This is a genomic window from Falsiporphyromonas endometrii (genome assembly GCF_042654485.1).
Lineage (GTDB): Bacteria > Bacteroidota > Bacteroidia > Bacteroidales > Porphyromonadaceae > Porphyromonas > Porphyromonas endometrii.
The window spans coordinates 1-1650 of the sequence record NZ_JBHSGO010000074.1; the positions used below are offsets into that span (position 1 = coordinate 1).

Annotated in this window: 2 protein-coding genes; both read right to left on the minus strand. The window is 35.0% G+C overall.

The window, feature by feature from the left end:
* Window positions 1-164: 164 nt before the first annotated feature.
* On the minus strand, window positions 165-1109 hold the full coding sequence (locus ACFO3G_RS03295) for a helix-turn-helix transcriptional regulator (RefSeq protein WP_380077964.1): 945 nt from the start codon (window positions 1107-1109) through the stop codon (window positions 165-167).
* Between the two features lie 14 nt (window positions 1110-1123).
* Window positions 1124-1492 carry a hypothetical protein gene (locus ACFO3G_RS03300; RefSeq protein WP_380077966.1) on the minus strand — a complete coding sequence of 123 codons (369 nt, stop codon included), beginning with the start codon at window positions 1490-1492 and terminating at the stop codon, window positions 1124-1126.
* Window positions 1493-1650: the final 158 nt, after the last annotated feature.

The following is a 1650-nucleotide window of genomic DNA, read 5'->3' on the forward strand; positions in this document are numbered from 1 at the left end:
CTGACAGACAATTCGAAATAATTTCTTTAATTTGTACTCGTGTAAGATTCATACGGTTTATCGTTTTATTTTGTTTTTTTCAAAGATAACAGTCTTGAGTCTTACACACTTTTTCGGGACAGTATCGCCTCCTTTGGTTATTAAGTTTATTTGTATTGTTACATTTATCCAATATCGTTTGATTTATCCTTTTTGTATCTTTCTAGTGTTTTGGATAGCTCTTCCTTGGCATATTTTCTCAAATAGTCGGGAGAGAGAATTTCTACTTCTGCTCCATGCGAAAATATCTCCTGCATAAAGTCTATAGACGGTTGAAGATGGTACTCGAAGATTGAATACTCTTTGCACTTCTTAGTTTCCCTTTGAGTGTGGTGAAGCGGAAGAGTCCTGAAATAGTCCGATTTATAATGGTTGTTATATACCTTGATCTTGATATCGTCTACTCCATAATCGTCTTCATTGACTTCTATTCCAAACGAATCTTTGAAGTACTCTTTTGCTGTTATTTTTGTATCCATTTCGAATACATCATTGAGCTTTTCAAGAGCTATAATTCGATCGAAAGCATAAATTCTGAGAGGTTTTGCTTCATCGTCCATAAATTTTGCAACGAGATACCATCTCTGTTTGTACGATTTGATAAAGTATGGCTCTATGGCAACTTTGTTGGAAGCCTCTTTGTAAAATGATTTGTACTCCATCATAAGGCATTTATTCTCTTTCATCGCTTCAATAATGAGGATAAGGAAGTTGTTGCCTTTAGGTATTCTTTCTGAAATAATACGGTTGTTGAGAGACTTTGCATCAAGCAATATGCTACTCAATGAGAATGTACTGAGCATCCAAGATTTGAGATGGTCTTTGTCAAGTGTATCCCTATCTTCAATGTAGTATTTATGTCCGTCTCTCGAATCGCATGAAATTGTAATGTCGAATATAGATTCGATCTCTTTGCGATGATTGATAAAAGTACGCTTTGAGAGGTCTCTTCCGCTATCGTTGAGTGGGCTAATAAGCCATCTTCTATTTATCTCTTCAAAGGTAATTCTTTCGGATTCATATATTTGACTCAATATCCAGAGGTATTTGTTAAATCTATCTCTTGCCATGTTTTTGAATTTGATTAGTGGATTACAAAAGGATGTTCGTGGTTATCTGAGTTATCAAGTGTATGGTCACATAGCTTTTTATATCCATACAGTGAGCCAGCAGCTACAGCTGCAAGCTTTGCAGCCAATACCTTATTGCCACCAATATATGCAATAGCTGAACCTACCATAGTACCTATCCCTACGGTTTTCATGAGCTTTTTTGCCTGTTTTCCTAATGTGTCATGTATGTCATAGTAGCAATGTGTGCAAAAGTCATTATTTGAGTTGAAGTCTTCCTCATTTTGATAACGATAGGCAGTATCTCGGTTGTACCGGCTGTAAGTGTCGGATTGATCTTCAAATTTATTCATGCTGCTATCAAAAGAATTGTCCTTTGTCATAGTAATATTGACTATTAAATTAAACATTCATTTAATCAATACTTCGGTAAATTTTTACCGAAAAATTAAAAGTTAAACAATAGAACTGACAAAAGTCGGTTCGAAAACACTAAAGAGATCATTGAAATGTTGTCAAAACGAATGGTTAAGCATGAAGA

Bases quoted from the DNA above. Each gene is read 5' to 3' on its own strand.
- ACFO3G_RS03295 (WP_380077964.1), bottom strand. From the start codon at position 1,109: ATGGCAAGAGATAGATTTAACAAATACCTCTGGATATTGAGTCAAATA.
- ACFO3G_RS03300 (WP_380077966.1), bottom strand. From the start codon at position 1,492: ATGACAAAGGACAATTCTTTTGATAGCAGCATGAATAAATTTGAAGAT.